At 42.0% G+C, this 23,427-nt stretch carries 19 protein-coding genes and 1 pseudogene; 11 read left to right on the top strand and 9 right to left on the bottom strand.

Annotated elements, in window-relative coordinates:
- The first annotated feature begins 207 nt into the window (after positions 1–207).
- On the top strand, positions 208–930 hold the full coding sequence (locus HWQ36_RS33655; protein WP_292711319.1) for a Uma2 family endonuclease: 723 nt from the start codon (positions 208–210) through the stop codon (positions 928–930).
- Positions 931–1,080: 150 nt separating this feature from the next.
- Positions 1,081–1,797 (top strand): annotated as a pseudogene (locus HWQ36_RS33650) (hypothetical protein).
- Positions 1,798–1,925: 128 nt separating this feature from the next.
- On the opposite strand, the gene HWQ36_RS33645 reads toward HWQ36_RS33650, so the two are convergent.
- The gene (locus tag HWQ36_RS33645) at positions 1,926–2,189 is read right to left on the bottom strand and encodes a hypothetical protein (protein ID WP_292711317.1); all 264 of its coding nucleotides are present in this window, start codon (positions 2,187–2,189) and stop codon (positions 1,926–1,928) included.
- Positions 2,186–2,404, bottom strand: a complete 219-nt coding sequence (locus HWQ36_RS33640; protein ID WP_292711315.1) for a hypothetical protein — start codon at positions 2,402–2,404, stop codon at positions 2,186–2,188. Before HWQ36_RS33640 ends, HWQ36_RS33645 begins: the two co-directional genes overlap by 4 nt.
- A gap of 268 nt (positions 2,405–2,672) precedes the next feature.
- Between HWQ36_RS33640 and HWQ36_RS33635 the strand changes: the two genes are divergently transcribed.
- The 3 genes from HWQ36_RS33635 (at position 2,673) to HWQ36_RS33625 (ending at position 4,707) form a co-directional block, all read left to right on the top strand.
- Positions 2,673–3,647 carry a hypothetical protein gene (locus HWQ36_RS33635; protein WP_292711312.1) on the top strand — a complete coding sequence of 325 codons (975 nt, stop codon included), beginning with the start codon at positions 2,673–2,675 and terminating at the stop codon, positions 3,645–3,647.
- Positions 3,648–3,649: 2 nt separating this feature from the next.
- Positions 3,650–4,141 carry a hypothetical protein gene (locus tag HWQ36_RS33630; protein WP_292711311.1) on the top strand — a complete coding sequence of 164 codons (492 nt, stop codon included), beginning with the start codon at positions 3,650–3,652 and terminating at the stop codon, positions 4,139–4,141.
- A 323-nt stretch (positions 4,142–4,464) separates the two neighbouring features.
- Positions 4,465–4,707, top strand: a complete 243-nt coding sequence (locus HWQ36_RS33625; protein ID WP_292711309.1) for a CopG family transcriptional regulator — start codon at positions 4,465–4,467, stop codon at positions 4,705–4,707.
- Positions 4,708–4,725: 18 nt separating this feature from the next.
- On the opposite strand, the gene HWQ36_RS33620 is transcribed toward HWQ36_RS33625, so the two are convergent.
- From HWQ36_RS33620 to HWQ36_RS33610, 3 genes are all read right to left on the bottom strand, one after another.
- Complete coding sequence (locus HWQ36_RS33620) at positions 4,726–4,905, bottom strand: DUF433 domain-containing protein (RefSeq protein WP_292711308.1); 180 nt, start codon at positions 4,903–4,905, stop codon at positions 4,726–4,728.
- A 13-nt stretch (positions 4,906–4,918) separates the two neighbouring features.
- Positions 4,919–5,197, bottom strand: a complete 279-nt coding sequence (locus tag HWQ36_RS33615; protein WP_292711305.1) for a LapA family protein — start codon at positions 5,195–5,197, stop codon at positions 4,919–4,921.
- Between the two features lie 152 nt (positions 5,198–5,349).
- A complete protein-coding gene (locus HWQ36_RS33610; protein ID WP_292711302.1) occupies positions 5,350–6,765 on the bottom strand; it encodes a phosphoglucomutase/phosphomannomutase family protein in 1,416 nt (471 codons plus the stop codon).
- 146 nt (positions 6,766–6,911) lie between these two features.
- Between HWQ36_RS33610 and HWQ36_RS33605 the strand changes: the two genes are divergently transcribed.
- Entirely contained in the window at positions 6,912–7,766 is an 855-nt protein-coding gene (locus HWQ36_RS33605) for a PD-(D/E)XK nuclease family protein (RefSeq protein WP_292711299.1), read from the top strand.
- Between the two features lie 343 nt (positions 7,767–8,109).
- Here HWQ36_RS33605 and HWQ36_RS33600 read toward each other — a convergent pair whose 3' ends face one another.
- On the bottom strand, positions 8,110–9,780 hold the full coding sequence (locus HWQ36_RS33600; protein WP_292711296.1) for a transglutaminase family protein: 1,671 nt from the start codon (positions 9,778–9,780) through the stop codon (positions 8,110–8,112).
- Between the two features lie 438 nt (positions 9,781–10,218).
- On the opposite strand from HWQ36_RS33600, the gene HWQ36_RS33595 reads away from it, so the two are divergent.
- From HWQ36_RS33595 to HWQ36_RS33580, 4 genes are all read left to right on the top strand, one after another.
- Entirely contained in the window at positions 10,219–13,077 is a 2,859-nt protein-coding gene (locus tag HWQ36_RS33595) for a cation-translocating P-type ATPase (protein ID WP_292711294.1), read from the top strand.
- 83 nt (positions 13,078–13,160) lie between these two features.
- Complete coding sequence (gene recF, locus HWQ36_RS33590; protein ID WP_292711292.1) at positions 13,161–14,285, top strand: DNA replication/repair protein RecF; 1,125 nt, start codon at positions 13,161–13,163, stop codon at positions 14,283–14,285.
- A gap of 104 nt (positions 14,286–14,389) precedes the next feature.
- Complete coding sequence (locus HWQ36_RS33585; RefSeq protein ID WP_292711290.1) at positions 14,390–14,647, top strand: hypothetical protein; 258 nt, start codon at positions 14,390–14,392, stop codon at positions 14,645–14,647.
- Between the two features lie 212 nt (positions 14,648–14,859).
- Positions 14,860–15,978, top strand: coding sequence for an acyltransferase (locus tag HWQ36_RS33580; RefSeq protein ID WP_292711287.1), 1,119 nt, complete (start codon positions 14,860–14,862; stop codon positions 15,976–15,978).
- A 263-nt stretch (positions 15,979–16,241) separates the two neighbouring features.
- Here HWQ36_RS33580 and HWQ36_RS33575 read toward each other — a convergent pair whose 3' ends face one another.
- Positions 16,242–16,697: an MgtC/SapB family protein gene (locus HWQ36_RS33575; protein WP_292711284.1), complete on the bottom strand. Its 456-nt coding sequence runs from the start codon at positions 16,695–16,697 to the stop codon at positions 16,242–16,244.
- A 1,160-nt stretch (positions 16,698–17,857) separates the two neighbouring features.
- Here HWQ36_RS33575 and HWQ36_RS33570 point away from each other — a divergent pair.
- Positions 17,858–20,203, top strand: a complete 2,346-nt coding sequence (locus tag HWQ36_RS33570; protein WP_292711282.1) for a putative PEP-binding protein — start codon at positions 17,858–17,860, stop codon at positions 20,201–20,203.
- A 537-nt stretch (positions 20,204–20,740) separates the two neighbouring features.
- Here the strand turns inward: HWQ36_RS33570 and HWQ36_RS33565 are convergent.
- Both HWQ36_RS33565 and HWQ36_RS33560 read right to left on the bottom strand, forming a co-directional pair.
- Positions 20,741–21,397, bottom strand: a complete 657-nt coding sequence (locus tag HWQ36_RS33565) for a DUF1361 domain-containing protein (protein ID WP_292711279.1) — start codon at positions 21,395–21,397, stop codon at positions 20,741–20,743.
- A gap of 748 nt (positions 21,398–22,145) precedes the next feature.
- A complete protein-coding gene (locus HWQ36_RS33560; protein ID WP_292711275.1) occupies positions 22,146–23,318 on the bottom strand; it encodes a hypothetical protein in 1,173 nt (390 codons plus the stop codon).
- Positions 23,319–23,427 lie beyond the last annotated feature (109 nt).

The raw sequence follows: 23,427 nt of genomic DNA, 5'->3' as shown, positions 1-23,427 counted from the left end.
CTTTTTTGCTATTGTCAGTTAGACACTCTGGTAATCAATACCGAAAAACTACGAATCTGATGTAAAGATTTTACACTTCTAAGTACTTAAATACTGAGAAGAGAGACATAAGGCAATGGCTAAAAATGGTTTTTCATTTTTGCTATGCGATCGCACATCAATAGATTACCTACAATCTATCTAGAATCAGATTTGGCAAAACCGCTCATGTTGAACTACAATCCGCTCCATTGTTTGCCATCTTCCGAAGAGTTACCCGACTCTAACGATACCCCTGTGGATAATGAACTCCAAAATTTAATTCCGGGCTTACTGAAAACGATCCTAGCTTTGGTTTGGTGCGATCGCTGGGATTGGTTCTTTGGTGTTGATATGGGTATTTATTGTCACCCAGAAAAACCAGCCATTGTCCCTGATGGGTTTCTCAGCTTGGGAGTTAAACGCTTCGTTGATGAGGATTTACGCCTAAGTTATGTGCTATGGGAAGAAAAACAACTGCCAATTTTAGCACTAGAAGTTGTTTCCCAAATATATCGAGAAGAATATAACATCAAGAAAGAATTTTATGCCAAAGAATTAGGAATTTTGTACTACGTTGTATATAGTCCCCTTCGGCGGAAAAAGACACCTTTAGAGGTATATCACTTAGTTGATGGGGAATATCTCTTAATGTCAGGAAATCCCGTTTGGCTACCAGAGATTGGTTTAGGAATTGGGCGAGAACGGGGAATTTATCAAGGGATAGTGCGGGAATGGCTGTACTGGTATGACGAAGAAGGGCAAAGATTGCTGACACCAGAAGAATGTATTAGGGAAGCGGAAGAACGCGCAGCTTTTGAAGAACAGCGACGAGTGGAAGCAGAACAAAAAGTAAAAATGTTAATTGAAAGGTTGAATGCGCTAGGTGTTGATCCAGAAAGTTTGTCATAGATTCACCAAATTTTGTAATTTTTGCTGCCTTAATGTTAATTAGCTTGTTGGTTAGGGAATTATATCTATAAAGCAACTCATTGCTTGACGATACAAATCGTAAAGGCTGGTTGCTCAATAAATATATTTACCAAAACCTGCATCAAAAATATGGAAGTTAAATTAGGATTTGGAGCAGTCCCAAGACCTCAGTATATCTTTGTCAAAAAAGATAATGATCACTGCTGGTATATGCTATCCGACGATAAAAGACAAATCCCAATTTACGACAAAGCCTTGACTGGGGTGATAACAGGGATAGAAGTTGATAAAAAAGTTGAAAATACATTTGGCCCAGATGAAAAAATAAATTTGTATATCTTAGCAGACAAACCTTATATTATCCAATAAGGGAATGATACTTACTTTTCTAAAAGTTTATTGTTGTCTTTGGATGCCCTGACTTCTGAACAACTACGTAATCCACTAACGATCACCGTTAGTCCAGGAAATAGTAATGTAGTTTTTTGTAATATTTACGATCCAGTCACTTATCGCTCTGTAGGTGTTAGTTGGGATGGACATAAGGAATTAGACTGGCAAGCTTTAGGGCAAAAAGTAAGTTTAAAAATTAATAAAATCCACAATTTTAATCCAGATAAAAATCAATCTCAATCAGAAACAATTGATAATATAAAAGCGGTTGAATCACGTGATGTTTTTATAGCTAAAACTGACACATATTTAGCCCAATTAAATTGGACTCCAGAGCAAGGAAGGGATTATTTGCAACAGAAATATGGCAAGCGATCACGTCTACAACTCACTGATATAGAAATTCTGGACTTCATTGATTACCTAAAGCTACAACTAACCCAAAATTGCTAAACTTAGCTTTTGTTGTGTGAGCTTTGGGTAATTGCTCCGGCGTAGCCCGTCGTAGACATCGCTTGTCCATTCTACTTCGTGAGACAGTGCCTTTCTTAATGAGATGATACGCCCTCAGCCAACTAGAACTAGGACAGTAGGTTGTCGTAATCTCCATGAGTGCCAATCCAGTACCACACAATACCACTTTCGTTTCGCACACCAACAGCACGATAATTTTTGCTAACACGGGCAGAGTATATAGGCTCTCTAGGATGCACTTGCTTGAAACGAAGGCTAGGATGCCAGGGATCTTGCTTAAACTGCTGATACGCTTCGCGTGCCTGTTGCTGAACCTGCTCAGGAAGATTAGCAAATAAGTTGCGAAACTGAGCCGTTGTTCTGGATTTCACAAGGTTTCTGGCTCTAGCTCTTGGGTTTTGCCTGCTTGGTCTTCAGCCAAGGCTGCTGTTGCAAGTTCAGCTAGTACATCGGGAGACTTTGCAAATACTTTGTCCCAATGAGCTTCGTCTTCCAGTTCTTCCAGAATGAGCGCAGCAATTGCATCTTGCTCTGTTTCAGGAAGCTGTTTCACTCGTGCGATCGCTTGTTCAAGTAGGTTGGTCATAGCTGTTATGCTGCTGTCAAAAAGACCTGCTGACTATTTATTTTAAGCTTTCAGAGGAAATTGAAGCCTGCGTACTCCACAGTGATGTGCGATCGCACTCAACACGAAAAGGATTGACAACTGCATTCATCACAGCCTCAAATTTATACCTTTTGAATGTTAATTAGTTAGTATCTCCGGGAAAGATAAGTATAAGGTGATGCCTTTTCTTTATGCTTAACCCGTAGATAAATACTAACCAAATACTAATCACAATCAGGAGTATTTCATGATTCCACTGATTTTGGGCGCTGCTGCTTTGGCTACTGGAGCCTTGGGAGCAGTAAAAGGTGCTAAAGGCATTGGCAATATGAATCAGGCAAAGGAAATTGGTGAACAGGCTCAACAAAAATACGAAAGTAGCTTGCAAAACTTAAAAGCAGCCTGGGAAATTACCAACCAGTCAGCAGAAGTCTATGGTCAAATGCATCTTCGTATTAAACAGGGTACAATTTCAAACTTTATAGCTTTTATTGAAAGAATTGGTCAGCGAGCTTCCCAAAACAATCTGGACATTCTAACTGGATTAGACATTTCCACTCAGCAAATTCAGGAGTACAAAACAGAAGTTATCAAAGCTGAACAGTGGGTGAAAGGTGGTGTGTCAGCAGCCGTTGCAGCCTCAGCAGCAGGTTCTGGTGCAGTTACCTTAGCAAAGAGTGTAGGTACTGTTACTGTTTCCAGGTTCTTTGGATTGTGGGCTTCTGAAGTCGCCATATCACAAGTTGGTGGTGCTGCGGCTTGGACTGGAGCCATAACTTGGTTAGGTGGTGGTACAAGTATGGCAGTTGGTGGTGCTGTATTGGGAGGTATTACACTCGGCCCGGCATTGATGGTTGGGGGTTTTCAACTTGCTGGTAAGGGTGAGGAAGCTTTGACTAAAGCACGAGAGTATGAAGCTAGGGTAAACATAGAAATTGCCAATATCGAAGCAGCTCAAGATTTTCTATTACAGGTTAAACGGCGAATAGTGGAACTGGCTAATTTAGTGTGTAATTTAAACAACCGTGCTAAATCTGCAATTCAAGAGCTTGAAGCCCAACCTTTTAATCGCGATCGCGATGCTAGCAAATTTCAAGAGGTAGCACTTTTAATTAAAGCACTTGCAGAAGTTATGAAAATTCCTATTTTAGATAATGAAGGACTGTTAAACCCTTCTACTTTAACCATCCAAGCTAAATACAAAACTCTGGGAGGTATTTAGCAATGGTTTTACCAAGTATCGGTACAATATGCACTGCGGTTAATGCTACAAAATCGTTAGTAAGTATTGTTTCCAGTTACAAGCAAATTGGAGAGCAAGAACAGACTAAAAGGCGTGGGATAGCAGCTTTGGAAAAAACACAATGTGTTGATGCAGTTTCTTCAGCTTATAGTGAATATAAAATAATTGCCGAACAGGAACAGACAAAGAGACGAGAAATTGAGGCTTGGGAAAAAGAAACAATCACCAAGATTAACGCCCAGCGAGAATTGCTGATAGCGTATCTAGATCGCTCTTTTGATGAACGTGCAGAAAACTTTCGCGCTTTGTTTGCTGTCGTTGATAATGCGATCGCATCCGGCAATAATGAACAACTAGCCCTTACCTTAAACTCAATCACAGAAATAGCTAAATCTTGCCCATTCAAAGAACTTGCAAATTTAGCTTCTGTTCGCGCTGCCCTCGATGATCCAGATCACGAATGGACATTTTGATTTTATAACGGTGCGATCGCTCTCCTAAAATTTTTCAAAAAAGCTTGCAAACGCAGGCTTTTTTTATGCAGTGTGAGGCTTACAGGCGCTCTGAGATAATAGCGATCGCCACTATAACCCAATACGGTTCAGTTAAGAAAAATAGTAGGTTGGGTTGAGCAATAGCGAAACCCAACAAATGGTTAATAATGTTGGGTTTCGTTCCTCAACCCAACCTACACAACTTTTAGTTTTTACCCTTAACTGAACCGTATTGCACTATAACCATCTTGCCTTGCAATATATTACAATACAACATATTGCAATACGACTTTCATAAGATAATGAGCAAAGAAAATATTACGTTTCGGATAGATAGCGATCGCAAAGCTGCACTTGATGCGATCGCATCCCAAATAAACCGCGATCGCAGCTACATACTTAATGAAGCGGTAGACGCTTATCTAGAGATGTATCAGTGGCAAATTGAGGAAATTCAAAAGGGAATTGCTGAAGCGAATGCTGGAGACTTTGCCAGTGATGAAGAAGTAAAAGCGACTTTTGCAAGACTCACCAATGCATATTAAGTGGCTGCGTAGTGCGCTTCATTCCACACAGTCACTATCCTCTTGTGTCAAATAAGGAAAGTCATCAAGCACTTCCTCGTAGGTCATCCCAGAGGCAAGATAAGATAAAACATCGTATACAGTAATTCGCATTCCTCGAATACAAGGTTTACCACCTCGTTTTCCTGGTTCGATTGTAATAATGTTTTGATACTGCACAGCTATTCAAGCCTCAAAAATCTTCATCATCGACAAAAAATTCGGCATCGTCTTCTAATCGAGAATTACCCTGCCCAAAACCAGCAAGTCCCCAGAGAGGTTGCAACAGTGCCATGCCAATTAACCCTAAACCGGCACTAAAAGCTAGGACTAAACCCATTGGTATTTGAATCGATTGGAATGTTAAGAATTTTAACGATACAGGTGTGGCATTTTGGACTGAAATAATTGCGATCGCGATTACCCAAACCGCTACAACTAGAGATGTCAAAAAAGGAGCCAGAGTTTTCATACTTTGATTGAAGTTTAGGAATAAGAAGTTAGGAGTGAGAAGTTAAAAGTTAAGAATTGTTAATTTATAACTCTTAACTCCTGTACAGACGCAATTAATCGCGTCTCTCCTAACTCCTGTACAGACGCGATTAATCGCGTCTCTCCTAACTCTTATCCCTCTAATTTAGCAATCACACTCTCTAACTCTTGGGCAATTTGGGTGAGTTTTTCGGGAGTGTTGGTTTCTAGGTAAACGCGCACCAGTGGTTCTGTACCGGAAGGACGCAGTAAAACCCAGCTACCTTCTTCTAAATAGAGCTTAATACCGTCTTTACGCCCCACTTCCTTGACTTTAATTCCGGCTACCTGTGTAGGTGGATTTTTAGTAAAGGAGTCGATGACGGCGATTTTGTGCGCCTCTGTGAGGTGCAAATCTAGGCGGTTATTGTAAAGTGGGCCATCGGCTTCAGCGATCGCTTCCTTAACCAACTGACTCAAAGGTTTGCCTTCATAAGCGATCGCTTCTGCCACCAGCATATCGGCTAAAACCCCGTCTTTTTCGGGGATATGCCCGATAATACTCAAACCACCTGATTCTTCTCCACCAATTAATACGGCAGTTTCCCGCATTTTTTCGCCGATGTATTTAAAACCAACTGCTGTTTCGTAAATTTGCAGCCCGTTTTTAGCAGCAAAATTATCTAGTAGGTGGGTTGTCGCCACAGTACGAACGATAGCGCCTGTTTTACCTTTGTTTTTGATTAAATGACGTGCTAGAACTAACAGCACAGTATTCGGAGTCAGGACGGTTCCTTGTTCATCAACGATACCAAAGCGATCGCTATCTCCATCCGTCGCCAAGCCTAAATCAGCTTGATCTCGGACTACTGCTTCCACTAACTCAACTAATTGTTCTCCTTTGGGTTCTGGCATTCCACCCCCAAATAGAACATCCCTCCAATCGTGGAAACTTTCTAATTGAACGCCACTATGTTGCAAAACTTCATCTAAATAGCCACGAGAGGTAGAATACAAAGCATCGTACTTTACCTTTAAATTAGCGCTTTTGATTTTTTCTACATCAAGTAGGGTGTAGATAAATTGCAGATAATCAGGTTTCGGATCGAAAATTGAAATTGAACCAGATGGGTTGCTCCCAGGCAACTCATCCGACGCACTTTCTATATTTGCCACAATAGTATCAGTAATCTCTGGAGTGGCAGGCCCAGCATAATCGGGTATATATTTAATTCCACAGTAAGGTGCTGGATTATGACTAGCAGTAAACATTAACGCCCCTGCGGAATTTAGGTGACGGGCGTTGTAGGCAATTACTGGTGTGGGGCAATCCCGATCAGTAATTTTCACAGTCCAACCCAAGTCTGCCAGTACTTGGGCCGCAGTTTGGGCAAACTGGTCAGCTAAAAAGCGAGTATCGTAGGCAATAAGTACTGGTCTATCTTTTGTGTAGGCTGTTTCTAAGTAAGTGGCGATTGCCCTCGTTACTTTCCGCACATTGGGGAAAGTAAAGTCATCGGCAATAATCCCTCGCCATCCATCGGTACCAAATTTTATCTTGCTAGACATTCTTGCCACTTGCTCCCGTACATTATCAGTACTATAAAAGCTTCCCGCAAAGCGTGTGTAGCAGCAAGTATCCTCCGAAGTTCTTTTCTAAGCAAGCCTTAGCTTAAACTTCTCCCCACCGTATTTTCTCTCACTGTTTCTGAGCAATGTCAACCCCCGATCGACCTTTTGCCAGTTATCACCTTTGGTCTCTAGTTGCCCCAGCGACTGGGCAAGAACGCTGGCATTGCCAGATGAGACGGGGGTTTATCAAAGCACGGCAACACGAACCACAAGTCAAAGCGCTGCTAGCGCAAGCCACTGCACCCCAGCGCATTGGCATACTCGCGCAAAAAGGTGTTTATGAGTTTCATCATCATAGGCATCTGTTAAAACAAGCAGATGGTGTAGAAAGAGTTGCACAGCTACTTAAATTAGGCAACTCAAGCGTTCAAGTCCAGCAACGCGTGCTGCAAATTTTACAAAAATATCATGATGCGCCGTTGCTTTTGGATAAAGATATTATCCAATTAACTCCGGGTGATGAAGGTTTTCCCAAACCGATAGTAGTTGAGCAAGAAGATTATTGCTTTCGCTTATATGCAGCTATGGACTGCGTTTTTATTGAGTCTGATAGGACTTTACATATTTTAGATTTCAAAACTGGTAAGTCGGCTTTTGACCGACGACAGGCATTAGTTTATTTGGTAGCTGCTCGTTATCTTTACCCTGGACGGGAAGCTGTCGCATCATTTTACAATTTAGAAATATGTAAAAAGTCAGAGTTAATTAGCATCAATAATTACGAGTTAGAATCTTTAAAATTTGAGTTAGCTAATATTGCCCACAAGCACCAGCACGATTTGCAAAAATATCAGGAAAAAACTACTAATTTCAGTAAAATTTTTCCTCCAAATCCTGGTTCTCACTGCCGCTTTTGCCCATTTAACTCCATCTGTGAATTTGCCGATTTTAAGCAGCATCAATCATATCCATTGCCTAGTTTAAGAGTTAACAGCTAATTGGTTTACCTATTTATCTTGATTTAATCTTCAAAAAACACTTCTAAATCTAGTATTTTTACTGATCTCATTCTTCACTCCTGCCAGACAACCTAGATATAAACTACACCTATTTTTATCTTTGGTTGTGAGGAGTTAAGACTAGTGCAATTAACCATAAATAAATCTATATCTAGATTAGTTGGAATTTGGACTTCTGTTTTACTTTTGAAGAATATTTGAATAGGAACAAGAGTTTAGAAGTAGACGAAAATAGTGGTTAAGCAGAGAGTATTAAGGTGCGTTAGCCTACGGCATAACACACCTTACTCGCTTTCTTAGCGCCTCTCCCCAATGCCTAAATTCAAAAGGGCGGCAATTCTTTAAGAATTGTGAACCGGATATGATTTATCGCCAAATCACCGATGGGGATATCTTCTTTGGTTAGCCGCGCACCTTGACTTGTGACAGTTTCAAAGGTGATACCTTTGCCAATTTCAATGTGATACCAGCATAAGCCCATAAAAAAGCGCGTCGGATAAGGGCCACCTTCACCCACATCGTCAGGATTTGATTCCATTGGCAGCCAGCCAAAATTTGGGACGTAGAACTCCAGCCAAACATGATTAAAGTCTGGTTGTAGTGGCACTCCTAGTAAGTCACTATGGGGAGGACATTTGTATCTACCTACGGTGCGGCAGGGGATGTCATTTAAACGGGATAGGGCAAGTAAAACGCCGACATATTCGCCACAGGAACCAACGCCCCGTTCTAAAACTGTATCTGGCGTGTCAATGTAAGGCTTAATACCGTAGGATAACTGATCGTATACGTAGTTGCGGATGCTATGCATTTTCCGTAGCACATTGGTTTCAGAACCAATTGCTTCTCTGGCGGCACGGCGAACAATGGTAGTATCCATTGCTAAGTCGTCGTCATCTACTAGATAGCGTGTTTGTAATTCTGGAGATAGTTCAGGTATATCTTCAACATCTCTAGGTGTGATGCGATACTTAATTCCTCGAACTTCCACAAGTGCTTTCCAGCCAAATATATGCCGTTCGCCTGGTGCAAGAGAATCAAATTTAAAGACTGCTACACGTTGCCCTTCTATCACTTCTTCGGTAAAGGGGATACCAATTGGTTCAACGTGTTTCACCTTTTGACGCTCAGTTTCCGATGGTAGGGCGATGCGCCATTCTACATCAGGTAAATAAACCTCGTCTAAGGGGGCAATTTCCTCTGCATAAGACATTTCGATGAGATAGCCATTAGAGAGGGCATAGCGCTTATCTGGATCGTAATGATAATACAGAGGATGAATAAAAGTACGATCGCGGAATGTTAGCTCATGACTCGGATCGGCATTGGGGTTGTCCCGAATATAAGGCTCCTCTGAGGCGTAAGCAACGTAAATACTTTCTTTGCCTGTTTCGCCATTTTTATGGATGGCGATACCTGTAGGACATTCAAAGGGTGTCAGGACACTAAATTGAAGTTCTCCTGTTGCCCTGTCCATCGCGTAAACTGATTGTTCGGTGCGATCGCAAATCCATAGCATTTCTTGGTTGACTGCTAAATTCTCTATCCCAACACCAGGGGCATAAAATCTGGTAATCTCTTTTCGGGTTTCGCGGTCATAAACCAGAATGTAGCCCAGCCGTTGGCAACTGACATAAACTGTTGTTTCCCAAACAGCAACGCCGTCAACCGGATAAGGCAATGTTACAAAATGTTCCAGACCCAAAGCATCCAGCTTGCACAAGTAAACACTATTTTCTCGGCTCACCCACAGGGAATCTTCCCATACCGCTAAACCAGTGACATCGGTAAATTCTTTAACTTGATGGGGATTGAGAATTTTGCTGTTGTCAGAGGTGGGATCAATCTCCAGTAGATGTCCTTTAATACTGTCAATGGCAATAAGTCTATCTTTAATAAAAGTAATGCCACACAGGGTAGCAGCAGTAAGCGGTCGAATCGTTTTTTGCCCAAACATCTGGCTAACGGTCAAAGTGGGGAGTGCAAAACTCATAAAACCTTGTGGTAAGTGTAAAAAACCCTCACCTTTAGGTAGGGGAGGAAACATGACTCAAGCGATTTTACCGCCGTCACACCAATCGCTTGATACGGAAAATCCTAGTCGAGCAATGGCTCCCCTGATTGGGGTGGATGAAGAATGCTGAGTTAAAAGACTGCCCACAATGGGCGTTGCTCTTACTAAGTACATCAATTAGTGGTTCTCGATCGCCACGTTTACAGTGGGGTACTAACAATTATCGGTAAAATGTGTTCCGATAAACTCTTTCGTGAGAAATAATACTATGTCAAAATCGGAGGAATTTACAAATGTTAAGAATTAAATATACATTAATATAACTGGGCGATCGCCTTAATGTAACTTTAGAAGATGGAATTCCTGCCATCACTAAATTATGATCGAATTTTGTAACCATTTGCTGTGACCTACACGATGTCTGCTAATTCTCTGCCTGAAGGTGCCGCCGTTTGGCATAGTTTAGAAGTTGATAAAGCGCTAGACCTGCTCGATAGTAATGCAGACAGTGGCTTAACACCCCAAGAAATTGAACAGAGGTTGCAAAAGTACGGTCCCAACGAACTTGAAGAAACTGCTGGCCGTAGTGCTTGGGAAATTCTGCTAGATCAGTTCAAGAACATTATGTTGTTGATGCTGATTGGCGTAGCTCTGATTTCTGGGTTTTTAGACCTGATGGCTTTGCGCGAGGGCAGATTAAAGCCTGGTGAAGTGCCATTTAAAGATACGATCGCTATTTTAGCAATTGTGATCCTCAATGGCATACTCGGCTATGTCCAAGAAAGCCGTGCTGAAAAAGCCTTGGCAGCCCTGAAAAAAATGACTTCTCCCCTAGTACGGGTCATCCGCGACACCAGACTGGTGGAGATAGCAGCCAAGGAACTAGTTCCAGGGGATGTAATGCTGCTGGAAGCTGGGATGCAGATAGCCGCAGATGGACGTTTGATCGAACAGTCTAATTTACAAGTGCGTGAGTCGGCATTGACTGGTGAAGCTGAAGCGGTGAATAAACAGGCATCACTAAAATTGCCCGAGGACACATCATTAGGCGATCGCCTCAATGTCGTGTATCAAGGAACCGAAGTAGTCCAAGGACGCGGTAAGGTTCTGGTGACTAACACCGGCATGACAACAGAATTAGGCAAAATTGCTGCGATGTTGCAGGCGGTGGAAAGCGAACCTACGCCGTTACAGCAACGAATGACTCAACTGGGTAACGTCCTGGTTACGGGTTCTTTGATTTTGGTGGCGATCGTTGTCGCTGGTGGTGTCATTAGGGACGGAGGTTTTAAAAACATCCAAGAACTCTTGGAAGTTTCCTTGAGTATGGCGGTTGCTGTAGTGCCAGAAGGTTTACCTGCTGTAATTACCGTGACTCTGGCACTGGGAACCCAGCGAATGGTACGCCAAAATGCCTTGATTCGCAAACTGCCAGCAGTGGAAACATTAGGTTCTGTAACCACCATCTGTTCTGATAAAACCGGTACACTGACTCAAAATAAAATGGTCGTGCAATCGGTTTTCACCAATAATAAAACTTTTCGCGTCACTGGCGAAGGTTATGCTCCCACTGGAGACTTTCAGTTAGATGGTCAAAAAATTTCCCTAGAGGAATCTCCAGAAATCTCGGCGTTGTCAGTCGCCTGTGCTATTTGTAATGATTCTGTATTACAAAAAGAACAAGGTGAATGGGCAATTTTGGGAGATCCTACAGAAGGGGCATTAATCACCCTGGCGGGAAAAGCTGGAATCGAAAAAGACCAGTGGAACAGTAAGTTACCTCGCGTTGCGGAATTCCCCTTTTCTTCGGAACGCAAGCGGATGAGCGTGATTTCTCAAGTGGAGGGAGTCGCCACAGGTGAAGCGGATTCGAGAGGCATTGATCCGGCGATCGCGGGTTTTCTCCAATCTGAACCTTATTTAATGTTTACCAAAGGTTCTCCAGAGTTAACCTTGGCACGTTCCACTCAAATTCATTTGGGTAATCATTCAGCCCCCTTAACTGAAGAACAACGCCAGAAAGTTTTGGCAGAAAATGACCTTATGGCTAGTAAAGGTTTGCGGGTGCTAGGTTTTGCCTACAAACCCCTCACAGAAATTCCACCGGAAGGCACAGATGAGGCATCTGAGCAAGGCTTGGTGTGGCTGGGATTGGTGGGAATGCTGGATGCGCCACGCCCAGAGGTAAGGGCGGCTGTGCAAGAGTGCCGAGAAGCTGGAATTCGCCCAGTGATGATTACTGGCGACCACCAGTTAACAGCACGAGCGATCGCTACCGATTTGGGAATTGCCCAAGAAGGCGATCGCGTTCTCACAGGTCAAGAATTGCAACGGATGACTGACCAAGAATTAGAGCAAAATGTTGACCTGGTGAGCATCTATGCTAGGGTTTCCCCAGAACACAAACTGCGAATTGTCCAAGCATTGCAACGCCGAGGACGATTTGTAGCGATGACAGGCGATGGTGTTAACGATGCCCCAGCCCTCAAACAAGCTGATATCGGGATTGCAATGGGCATTACCGGCACCGATGTCAGTAAAGAAGCCAGCGATATGGTGTTACTTGATGACAACTTCGCCACCATTGTCAGCGCCACCAAGGAAGGTAGAGTTGTTTACACCAATATCCGCCGCTTTATTAAATACATCTTGGGCAGTAACATTGGTGAAGTTCTCACAATTGCAGCTGCACCCATAATCGGTTTGGGAGGTGTTCCCCTTACTCCCTTACAAATTTTGTGGATGAATCTGGTGACAGACGGTTTACCAGCTTTGGCATTAGCTGTGGAACCTCCAGAACCGGATGTCATGCAACGTCCGCCTTTTAGTCCCCGCGAAAGTATTTTTGCTAGGGGATTGGGTTCTTATATGATTCGCATTGGGATAATTTTTGCCATTATCACCATTGCCTTGATGTGGTGGGCTTATCAGCATACCCATGCAGCTGGGTATCAGGGAAATCCCGAAGCTTGGAAGACAATGGTATTTACTACCTTATGTATCGCCCAAATGGGACATGCGATCGCCATTCGCTCCAATAACCGACTGACCATCGAGATGAATCCCTTCTCTAATATCTTTGTATTAGCGGCTGTTGTCGTCACCACAATTTTGCAGTTGATGCTAATTTACGTCCCACCTCTGCGAGATTTCTTTGGTACTCACTACCTGAATCTGCAAGAGTTGGGGGTTTGTATTGGCTTCAGTGCCTTAATGTTCGTGTGGATTGAAGGGGAGAAGATATTCTTGCGGATTGTGGGCAAGAGGGCTGTCTAGAAAGGAAATTTTAGATTTTAGATTTTAGATTTTAGATTTATCTTTAATCCAAAATCTAAAATTTAAAATCCAAAATTGCACTTATGTACCTGAAAACTCTAAACCTCCGACAATTTCGTAATTATCAAGACCAAAAGGTTGATTTTACTGCTGCCAAAACAATTTTGGTAGGTAATAACGCTCAGGGAAAATCGAATTTGTTGGAGGCGGTGGAGTTGCTGGCGACATTGCGATCGCACCGCATGACACGCGATCGCGATTTGGTTCAAGAAGGGGAATCCATAGCTCAAATTAATGCCACCCTTGAGCGACAGACAGGCGTTAGTGACCTTACCTTAACCCTCCGGCACAATGGTCGTCGCAGCGTTGCGATCAATGGTGAGTCTATCCGCCGTCAAATGGATTTTCTCGGCGTCCTCAACGCAGTGCAGTTTTCCAGCCTGGATTTAGACCTAGTACGCGGCGGCCCCGAAGGTCGCCGCAACTGGTTAGATACACTTTTAATTCAACTCGAACCAGTTTATGCTCACATTTTGCAGCAGTATAACCATGTGTTACGCCAGCGCAATGCCTTTTTAAAACGCCATGTAGAGACATTAGATGCAACGTCTCTACACTCAGAACTAGCGGTGTGGGATGCACAGTTAGCTACCACAGGAACCAGGGTAATTAGAAGACGCGATCGCGCCATCCAAAGATTAGCTCCTATTGCTAGTGCAAGGCATGCCAGTATTAGCGGCAGTACAGAAATTCTGCAAATCAATTACGTGCCGAATATTCCTTTAGAGGATAACCAGCCAGAAGAAGTGCAGCAAGCTTTTTTAGCAAAAATTCAGCAACGAGCGATCGCTGAAATGCACCAAGGCACTACCCTTGTCGGCCCCCATCGAGACGAAATAGAATTAACTATTAACCAGACACCCGCTCGTCAATACGGTTCTCAAGGTCAACAACGAACCCTGGTTCTAGCCTTAAAGTTAGCAGAATTACAATTAATTGAAGAAGTCGTCAAAGAGCCACCATTGCTATTACTTGATGATGTTCTTGCCGAACTAGATTTATCGCGCCAAAATCAATTACTTGATGCTATTCAAGACCGCTTTCAAACCCTAATTACTACCACTCACTTGGGTTCTTTTGATTCCCAGTGGTTAAAGTCCTCCCAAATTCTTTTTGTGAAAGCAGGAGAAATAATTCGACATTTATAGCAGTTCCCAATTACATGAGGTACACTTACCCTAGTCTCTAGCCCCCGATCTTAACGAGAAGTGCTAGATAAAAATACTGAATTGAAAACCTGTATTCAAAATACTTGCAGGGCGATCGCACGAGGTTTCTGAAACCCCTGCTGGATAAGGATGTTGCCGAAAAATTGGCTAAATTCAAAAACGCCAAATCCTTGCCATTAAATGATTTCTATATTTTAGATGCGTTTGGACTAAAACTAAAAATACTTGTGGGCTTGAGGACTTGCTGTGAAAAGTCAGAACAACCTGCTGAAGCTGCAGTTTTAAGTACATTTACTTTCATTTACAGCATTTTTTATGTATTTGAACCACATACGTTGTAGGGGCAATTCATGAATTGCCCCTATTTGCATGGTCTATTTACCTGAAAATAGCTGTAATGTATTTAATCTGAAAAAATGTCAAGTGTACCGTATAATAAATACTGAAAAAAATAAAAATGTCTGTAAAAGTGCGGTATGTCAAAAAACTTACTGGACTTTTTATTTCATAAATTTTTTAGCTATTTTGTTGCACTGACAAGGAGGAAAGATTCTTGGAAAAATCCTCAATACCTTCGCCTGGAGCTAATACAGAAGTTTCATTCGGTGCAGATGCCCACTCAAAATTCTATATACCATCCCTCGATGGCATCAGAACTTTTGCTTTACTAGTAGTGTTTTTAGCCCATTCAAGAGTTGGAGAGCTTATTCCCGGAGGCTTTGGTGTAACAGTATTTTTCTTTCTCAGTGGTTACTTAATCACAACTATTCTTAGACGAGAGTACGATCACTATGAAACTCTTGATTTGAAGCTATTTTATCTAAGACGAATACTGCGTATTTGGCCGTCATTTTATCTAGTGTTATTTGTTGGAGCTGCTTTAACTGTCTTAGGATTCCTTACGGGAGAAATTAGATTACCAACTTTATTAGCTCAAATTCTGCACTACACCAACTACGACATAATTTTTACTGGCGGTAAAGGCTCAACTCTTGGTAGTGGAGTATATTGGTCTCTTGCTGTCGAAGAGCATTTCTACTTTATTTTCCCATTCCTTTATCTAGGTTTACGTAAGCTACGTCTAAGTCCAGGCAAACAAATACTAATTATTTTAGGATTGTGTTTAGCGCTTTTAGTCTGGCGGTGTGTTCTGATTTATGGTTTTGATGCAGAGACGATGCGTGTATATATTGCAACAGACACTCGAATAGATAGTATTCTATTCGGTTGTATATTAGCAATTAGTAATAATCCCATGCTAGATACACAGCAATACTCTAACAAACTCTGGAAGTATTTCTTCCTGCCCGCAGGAATAATCTTGATTCTTTTTTCATTCGTTTATCGTTCAGCAGATTTTCGAGAAACCTTTCGTTATACCATACAGGGAATTGGATTATACCCCATCTTTTTTGTCGCTGTTCGCTTTCCCAATTGGGGATTATTCCAAATACTAAATTTAAATTTGATCCGTTTTATTGGTTTACTTTCTTACTCTCTATACCTTATCCATTACACTGTACTCTTCGGTATTTGGTTGTATCTACCCCAATTGCATAAAGTTTTTCAAGCAGGAATTGCTTTATTAATTTCTTTAGGATTAGCCTATACAATCTACCAGTTTATAGAGCTTCCTATTGGACAGTTACGCAAAAAGTTATCACGGACATAACTGGCGAGAAAAGAAACTCTTTAGTGAGATGTAAGCTGTCGCGCATCTAACGCAGCATACAGCATCTCTCACTCAGTTAAGTGGAGTAGATATTGATTGGGGGAGGGACTACGGGCTAGAGTGATTAACTCATTTAAATGAAAAGTTTAACGAACTTTGGGGGTTTAAGTCCCCTGTCTCTACAGACAGCGCGTTTTGGGTCGGGGTCTAAATCCCCGTCACAAAACTTAATTACGAATTACGAATTACGAATTACGAATTATTTAATTACGTTCTAACCTTTTAAAAACGTTGAGAATCAGAAAAGTCAGCAGAGTAGCAATCAATCCTAACTGCCACAAACCACATCCGGCAGCAATTCCCAATGCAGCCGAAACCCAAATAGCTGCTGCTGATGTGAGTCCGTGAATTTCAAGTCGCTGTGATTCTTGAGAAGATTGGCGCACAATTTCTCCAGCGCCGAGAAATCCTACACCAGCTGCAATTCCCTGAATGACGCGGCTAAGTGCATCAGGACTATTTTGCAGTCCTCCTGTTTGCATAATTACCAAGGTAAACACAGCTGAACCTAAACTCACCAGCGTATGAGTTCTTAAACCGGCTGGTTTGCGACTAATTTGTCGTTCTAAGCCGATAATCGCTCCTATAAATAACGCAAAGCATAATCTGAGGCTGATATTTAGCCAATCATTAGTTGCAAGGTAGTAAGTGTTTGGCAATGTTTAGTCTGGTGTAAATAATTTTATCAAAACAGAATTCAGGAGCCAGAATAATGCCTCCAACATCTGCGAACAGAATGAATTTTGAACGAAAAAGCGGAAAGCGAGTCCGCGTACCCCTACAGGAATCTTACTAGCAACAGCGTCTGGTCGAGAGCGTCGCGTCAAGATTGCTGATTCCTGAATTCTTCTTCAAATACATAGTACAGCACGGGTAAATCCAGTTACCATCTTAATTAACAAGACTTGGGAAAAAATACCTTTGTTAAAGCTAGGCAAATTTCCGCCAGAGTGTACTAGGTTAATGATTAATATTTTTATAAAATAGTGCAAAAATATTTTACTCTTTATATTGGTGGAATCTAATTCAACGGGTGTAATTGAATAGTTTATATCATCAAGTCATCTGCTTTGTTTTTTGTTGTCGCAGCGTGGCGTAGCCATACTTATCTTGGCTTAATAGGCAATAAGGGTTTTTTAGTTTTACGGGGTTTTATAAAAAATCAAATATGATTACTAGATTTAGATTTTCTCAATTCACAGATACTTTTTTAGATGTAAATTAACATATTCCATTGCTAGGATTATTTTTCAATAAGATATTTTGTTATCAAAGCTAAATAAAGTTTACGTTATTAAATTATGACAGCGATCGCAATCTGGGTAAACGATACGAATTTTAGCTTGATTAAATAGTTTCTCAACTATTCTAAATGGATGAACCATAAAAATTTACCTCAAATTGCTAGATTTAACCCATACACTAAATAATTAAATGTGATACCGCCATCTATAACTCGATCAGACAACTAAACCCCCTGTTTCAGGGAAGAGAGGCTAAATGAAGGACAATATTTGATTTACAAAGGAGTTGAATTAAGTAAGTTGGCGCGAAAAAAACTAAGTATGTTACGAAACGTAAATAGGCTTAAAGCCCTTAGTAATGACCAATGACAAATACTTCGACTTACCTCGGCTTCGCTCGGCACAAGTCGCTCAGTACAAGTGACCAATGACAAATGACCAATGACCAATGACAAATGACAGCATCCGCCAGTTAGCTTTAATTGCGCCGACCTACTTAAGAGCCAATGGATTTACGGCTGATAACGTACCAGAAGGAAATGCCTGTGGCTACAAATAGACAACTAACAAATTGAGTGGACAAACTCTACTGGCTAGACCAAATTAAATTACAAGACCGCGCCAAAGTAGGTGATAAAGCGTTTTACTTGAGCAGAATCATGCAGCGTGGCTATCCGGTGGTGCCTGGTTTTGTGATTTCGGCAGAAAATTTGCGGCAATTTCTTGAAAATCTCAATAGTTCAGAGTCATTAGTGGCTGACTTACCCCATTCTTCGTTACATCTAGATGTTGCTAATTGGCGGCAACTTCAGCAGGTAGCTGGTCGCTTGCGCCAAGAAATTCTTACTGCAACTGTGCCGCAGCAGTGGGTGAGTACAATTTTTCAAGCAGCTAGAGAATGGCAAACTAGCTGTTTGATTCTTCGACCTACCTTAGCAATATCAAATGCTACTCCAAGTATGAAGAATATATCTGGTTTGCTGGAGTCGGTGTTTTGCCAGTGCGAACCTGAAGCGATCGCTTTTGCCCTAAAGCGTACCTGGAGCCAGATATTTCGTGCCAGAAGTCTCCTATATTGGCAACGAGCAGGAATTAATCTGCAACAAATAAATCTAGCAGTTTTGGTGCAACCTGTTGAGAATGCGATCGCCAGTGGTTTGCTTAAAGCCAATCCCTCTGGCTGGGAAATTGAGGCTACTTGGGGATTAGGAGTTGCGATCGCTCTTGGTGAAGTCCAGCCAGATATCTACTACATTCAACAGGCAACTGGGGTTGTTCTTGAGCAACAATTGGGCAATAAAATGCTGGCTTATGGTGTGGATGATGCAGCACTTGAAACTTTTTCGCAACCCGGCACTAACTCAGTGCTAACACCAGATCATACTTCTCTAAGTACCTACGTACTTCAGGAAACCCAACAAAAACAGTACGCTTTACAAGAAGAATATTTACAACAAATAATTGCTCTGGGAACTCAACTAGTAAGTGAACTAGGTAAAACTTTTACCATTAAATGGACTATTGCTCAACAAACCACATCTAGCAAGCTCTACATCACACAAGTTAGTTCTCCGCAATCTGTAATTCCCCACGGAAAATTCATCACGGGACTAGGAGCAGCAGGGGGACGTATTGTAGCCACTGCCTTAGTAATTACTAATTCGCAACACAAACCCGAACAACTACCCAAGGGTGTGATTTTAGTAGTACCAACAATCACTCCTGATTGGCTACCATTACTACACCAAGTTGCTGGTATTATCACAGAACAAGGCGGATTAACTAGCCATGCTGCAATTCTTGCTAGAGAATTAGGTATTACAGCAGTAGTAAACGCAACATCTGCCACAACCTTAATCCAAACAGGGGAACGACTACTGCTTGATGGCGACAGAGGAGAAGTTTATCGCATCAAAGGAGACTCAAAGGAGGACATGGAGAGAGAGAGAGAAGAAAAACTTCTTTCCCTCCATCACCCCAACCCGAAAGTACCCCATCCTACTGTTACTTCTCATCTACCCATGATTGCTACCCAACTACTGGTTAACTTGAGTCAGTCCAGTTTAATAGAACAAGTGCAAAGCTTCCCTGTGGATGGCGTGGGATTGTTGCGCTCAGAATTGATGGTATTAAATATATTAGACGGACAACATCCCAATAATTGGATTTTAGGTGGCCGGCAGGCAGAATTATTAGAGCTATGGTCTGAGCAGATTATGCAATTTGCTCGTGCTTTTGCACCAAGACCAGTTTTTTATCGTTCTTTAGATTGGCGATCGCAGGATTTACCATCATTGAGTGATAGTTTAGAATCTTTGCCCCAGTCGATGTTGGGTGAACGCGGCACTTTCAGCTATTTACGAAATCCCGCAGTATTTGAGTTAGAACTGCAAGCTTTAGCGAGTGTACAGCAAGCTAGTTACAGCAATATCAACCTACTATTACCCTTTGTGCGGACTGTAGAAGAATTTGTCTTTTGCCGTCGCAAAGTTGAGCAAGCTCTTTTAACCCAGGTGTCGCAGTTTCAATTGTGGATGATGGCGGAAGTGCCAAGCGTACTGTTTTTGCTGCCGGAATATGTGAAAGCAGGTGCAGCCGGAATTTCCATTGGTACAAACGACCTAACCCAATTATTGCTCGGAGTGGATCGAGAACAAGGACAGCTAGCAAAAGTATTTAATGAACGTCATCCCGCAGTTATGAGTGCGATCGCTCAACTGATCCAAATGGCTAAAAGTGCCGGTATACCTTGTTCAATCTGCGGTCAAGCACCAGCCCTCTATCCAGAAATCATCGATAAATTAGTGGAATGGGGCATAACTTCCATTTCCGTTGAACCAGAAGCAGTTGAACGAACATATCAGGCGATCGCTCGTGCTGAACAACGAATAATTCTAGCAGCAGCACGACATCAACAATAGGCACAGGGGCATAAAGAAAACCCGATCAATAAATTTATTAAAGCGAATTGGGTTTTGTCGCACTTCTGGCCCGGCTGGGTGCGTTGGCATATAAATTGAAACACAATTTCCTTTTGGCTGTTCTATTAATGTCTTTATTTCTTCTCTAGAGATTAATTCCATAAGATACCCCTCCTATCAATGCGATCGAAAACATCAGATCAGACCATCGATATTCAACGATCTGATCGGACGTTATTCTCAGATGGTGGCGGTCAAAGTCCAACCGTTTGCTTCTGAGTTTATTTCACCTTAAGGAGGGTTTAATTGCATCTCAATACTACTCGGTTAAGAATATTTGTAGGTTGGGTTGAATGAAGTGAAACCCAACAAAGCCTCAGAAATGTTGGGTTTCGTCCCTCAACCCAACCTACGAATTTTAAGCTTTTTCCACTTAACCGAGCAGTATTGAATTGCATCTTTCTTTTGATAGGCAATATTCATCAATGGAATTACTAATGAAAACCCCAAATTTAAAATCTAAAATCGCCAGGAACATCAAATGTTTGGCGTGTTAGAGTTAGTGCTTTCTGACTTGATCCCAATTCTACTACCTGGTTGGCTAAGACCTAAAGTTACTCGTTTCATAATCCAGTACAAACCTGCAAGTACCACAAAGGTGATAGCAATGATTACTAAGGGTTGTTTTCCGATAATTTCTTCTACCCCTTTGGTAAGTACGGCATCGGGTTGAGTAATAAAATCCCAACTGTTGAAACGTAAAAATCGCCCCCAATAAACACCAACAGCGCAGAGAAAATGTGTAATCAACTCAACGCGCCAAATCCATTGACTCTTGCCAATGCGATGTAAGTAGTAACCCCAATTAATTAACGATATTACATAAGCTTCAAATCCACCAATAATTACTAGTAAATACAGAGGTATTAGTACTAAAGTAATCATCCACACAGATTGAATTGTGCGGATATCATCTATCAAGTGAATTACATCGGTCAACAAATACGGTGCATTTGGTAAGAAAGCATAGAAAACTAAGAATCCTAGCCACCAAAGCCAAGTGCCACCGCGCCTCATGCGAAATAGCCACACACTCAAAGCCAAAGGTATAAAAGCCAGAAATAAATTCCAAGTCATCCACCTCATATTAATTTGCAATACTTGTATAATTCTGGCTATCAATTCTTCTTTCATAGGTGCTAACTCAGAAGATGTTTGATTGTTCTAGATTGACTCTGTAATGTTAGTGTTAATAACCTCAGTGATTGACTGATAAAAATTTTTTACCACCAAGGAAATTTATTTACTTTCAGAGCAGACAAGGCTTTTGTGTCAGTTAAAAGGAAATGCACACTTAATATTATGTCTGAAATTGATAGTTTTTATGTCTTTCATAGTGGGGGATGAAATTTATCAATCAGTCAGCTCAAATCACTAGTATAGCCAGAAAGTCATCAGGGTAAAATCTACCACCGAAATCAAGCCTGAGCAACTAAAACGCCGCGAATAACTTCTAGTGGACTTTTTTAATTGCAATGTCGCCCCTGTCTTGGCTATCATATTGATTCCATTTTGTCCTGCTAGAGTTCCAGAAGCACCTTAAAACTTTTGCCAAGACCATATCCCTAAACTCTCTCAGTTTACAGGGCTATGCTGTAAATACAATTCTTCTAGAGTCGTTTCCCAGGCTTTTGATCCCCCCAACCCCCCTTAAAAAGGGGGGCAAAAGCCCTTCAAAGTCCCCCTTTTTAAGGGGAGCCACTGCGGTCTTGGGGAGCCAGTGCGGTCTTGGGGTCTCCCCCGCCGCAGGATGCGCGAAGCGCTGTAGTGGAGCATCTGGCGTGGTTTCCCCCATGAGCAAGTGGCATGGATTTAGGGGGATCTTCAACGATTTTGGTTTTGTACTAAAGATGTGTGGGGGGCAAAAGAAGCTCTCAAATCACTAACGTACTAGTACTCGACTACGGGGGCCGATCGCTTGTTTGGGTGAAGCTGGTATTGTGCAGCTATTGGTAGAATCCTGTGAACAAGCAGGTTGAGCAAGGGTTGCAGGGTTAACCACTACTTGATTTACCTCCAGCGAATTACCGCTACTGAATTCCATATTAGGTGTAGTAGAAGGGGATGGAGAATTAGAGGCAGATGTGTAGATTGTAGGTGTTGGGGAAGCGATCGCACTACCACCACTAGCTACGGGTTCAGGAGTAGGTGTGCTACTACCACTAGCTACGGGTTCAGAAGTAGGTGTGCTTCCACCACTAGCTACGGGTTCAGAAGTGGTTGTGCTACTACCACCAACGACCAATGGAGGAATAGGTGTACTACCAGCGCTAATTACTGGCGGGGGAGTAGGTGTACTATCACCACTGATTATGGGTGCAGGAGTTGGCGTACTACCACCAACTGGTGTGGGAGTTATGAGAGTTGCATTTGCAGGTACTTTGATTGTTATCCTCGCCAGGGGGGAGTTAGTCATTTCCAAAGAAGTTACCTTTGGCGAACCTGGGAGATCGGATTTGAAATCAAAGACTGTGGGGGTTGCACCTCCATTGCGATCGCTATATCGCACTCCATATCCGCTCACTTCAAAAGTTCCCTGATATTGATTTCCAGTGTTTGGATCGGTGACAGTACCCGTGTATAAGGCTTTTGTGAGATTAAATTCATCCTGAACTACTCCTTGAAATGTCGTTCCTGCCAATCTTCCCTGGTATTTATAGGGTGTTAACTCACCGCCAGAGAGAATCGGCGAATTCAGAATGCCATTAAAGGAGACAATCGGAATGCCTTTAAAGTCAACAAAGTAATGCAAACTTCCATCTTTGCGTGTTTCTACTTTTACATAGTCTGACTTGTACACCGGAACGTAATTAGGATTGTTTTTAGTTCCTAAGTTCCGTGAGTAAGTCCCAGTGTCATCTGTATCAACACGAGTCGTACTGCGATTGAAATTAGGATTAATGCTGGGAAGTTGGATAGTACCTGATAATGTACCAGTGCTTTGAATTGTGATTTGAGCAAAAGCACTTGTTCCAGATGAAGCGATGATGGCTGCGGCTAAACTGCTGCTGCTAAGAACAACACAAGCTAACTTAGTTGATGAATGTAATTTCATGAAAAATTTGCTCCTTTAATCACATATCAAAAAAAATACGCACGGGCTATCCTTTATCCCATCGGGTGATGAAAGCATTTCATACTGAATTAGACAGTACGGAAATAGC

Origin of the sequence: Nostoc sp. NMS2, assembly GCF_017115105.1 — a bacterium.
Lineage (GTDB): Bacteria > Cyanobacteriota > Cyanobacteriia > Cyanobacteriales > Nostocaceae > Nostoc.
This window is presented reverse-complemented; position numbering and strand designations above follow the sequence as displayed.